This window comes from Vitiosangium sp. GDMCC 1.1324, from assembly GCF_003044305.1.
In the GTDB taxonomy this organism is placed as follows: Bacteria; Myxococcota; Myxococcia; order Myxococcales; family Myxococcaceae; genus Archangium.
Map to the genome: position 1 here is coordinate 1 of NZ_PZOX01000073.1, position 1,516 is coordinate 1,516.

Annotated in this window: 1 protein-coding gene; it reads right to left on the reverse strand. The window is 66.1% G+C overall.

What is annotated here, in order from left to right:
• Positions 1 to 167: 167 nt before the first annotated feature.
• Positions 168 to 1,385: an IS701 family transposase gene (locus DAT35_RS57900; protein WP_108077989.1), complete on the reverse strand. Its 1,218-nt coding sequence runs from the start codon at positions 1,383 to 1,385 to the stop codon at positions 168 to 170.
• Between the last annotated feature and the right edge of the window lie 131 nt (positions 1,386 to 1,516).

A 1,516-nucleotide genomic window follows, 5' to 3' on the forward strand; every position in this document is an offset into this window, starting at 1 on the left:
CACTACTGCGTCAGGGGCCCGAAGGGTGAACAGGGAGGCCAGCTGGGGTGCGCGAGGGGTGCTGCCGGGTGTTGGAGCGGTGGCAGGTGGGGCACCGAGGCAGCCAGGTGGCAATCACCCGAGCCATGGCGAGCCGTGCGGTGATGAAGCTGTCGTGGAAGTGGCGCTCAGGCCTGGAGCGGGTGCGCGTGGGCATCATCCGCCCCTCTGGCCGAGGGGGGGAAATGCCGCACGCGTTCGGCGATGATGAACGCGTAGCAGCAAAGGGCAACGGAGACGTGGTGGTGCCACCCGGGAAAGCGACGGCCCTCGTAGTGGTCGAGCCCGAGCTCGCCCTTCAAGTCCTCGTAGACGCGCTCGGTTCTCCAGCGCTGCATGACGAGGCGGACGAGTTGCTTCGTTGTCGGACGGCCCGGCACGGAGATGAGGAAGTAGTTGGCTGGCTCCGGCTCACCCTCGCGCCACTCGATGAGAAGCCAGAGGGGCTCTTGTTGGCCCTTGGGCACTCCGGCGGCGACAACGCGACGCAGGGCGAAGCGCGCCCAGAGGTCCTCGCGGGTGCCGCTGCGCCAGGTGCAACGGCGAAAGCCCCCGCGCTCGTCGATGCTCGAGGCGATGTCGTTGACGCTCACCGCCTCGCCGTGAGGGCGCCCCTCGTTGTCGAGGAGGGAAACGGTCGTCTGAGGCTCTACCCCCACCGCGTAGTGCAGGCCCAGGGAGCGCACCTGCGCGCGGAACTCGCCGGAGGTTCCGTACGCGGAGTCGGCCAGGACGACGCCCTTGGGAACGCCGTCGGCCACGGCCCGGCCAATCATCTGCACAGCCAGCTGGGGTTTGGTCTTGAAGGTGACGTCCTCGGGGATTCGGGCCTCCTGGCGGCGAGCCGAGTCATTGGCCCAAGACTCGGGCAGGTACAGCTCGAAGTCGATGGGGACATGCTCGGTACGGGTGGCGATGCTGAGGCTGACGCCAATCTGACAGTTGGTGATTTTTCCCGCCGAGCCGGTGTATTGCCGCTGCACGCCCACCGAATGCTTGCCCTGTTTGAGAAAGCCCGTGTCGTCGACAATCCAGACTTCCACGGGCTCGCGTCGCGTCATGGCGGAGAGGGCGTACCGGGCCGCCTCCCGACGTACCTCCCGGTCGCTCCAGTGGGAGTTGACGGCGAAATGCAGCAGTCGCTGGTGCAGCGCATCCGTCTTGCAGGGGTCAGGGCAGGCACGGGCCGCAATGGGCTCGACGCTCTTGCGCTCCCCATCCCCGAGTAGCCCCATGGCATAAACAGCAAAGGAACCCCGGCGGCTCTCCTCTCCCAGGATGTCGCCAATCCGTCGGAAATACTCCTCGAGCCGTTGAACCCCACCAGCGTTCATGAAGGTGTCCATCGCCTGACTCGCGCAATCGTGTTCCACCTCCCAAGTAGTACGCACGAGTTGACCTTTGACACCAAGCGACCGGACAGCCGCATCCTGGCTGCTCCGGTAGGGCTCCTCACGCTACTAACGCAGTAGTGCTA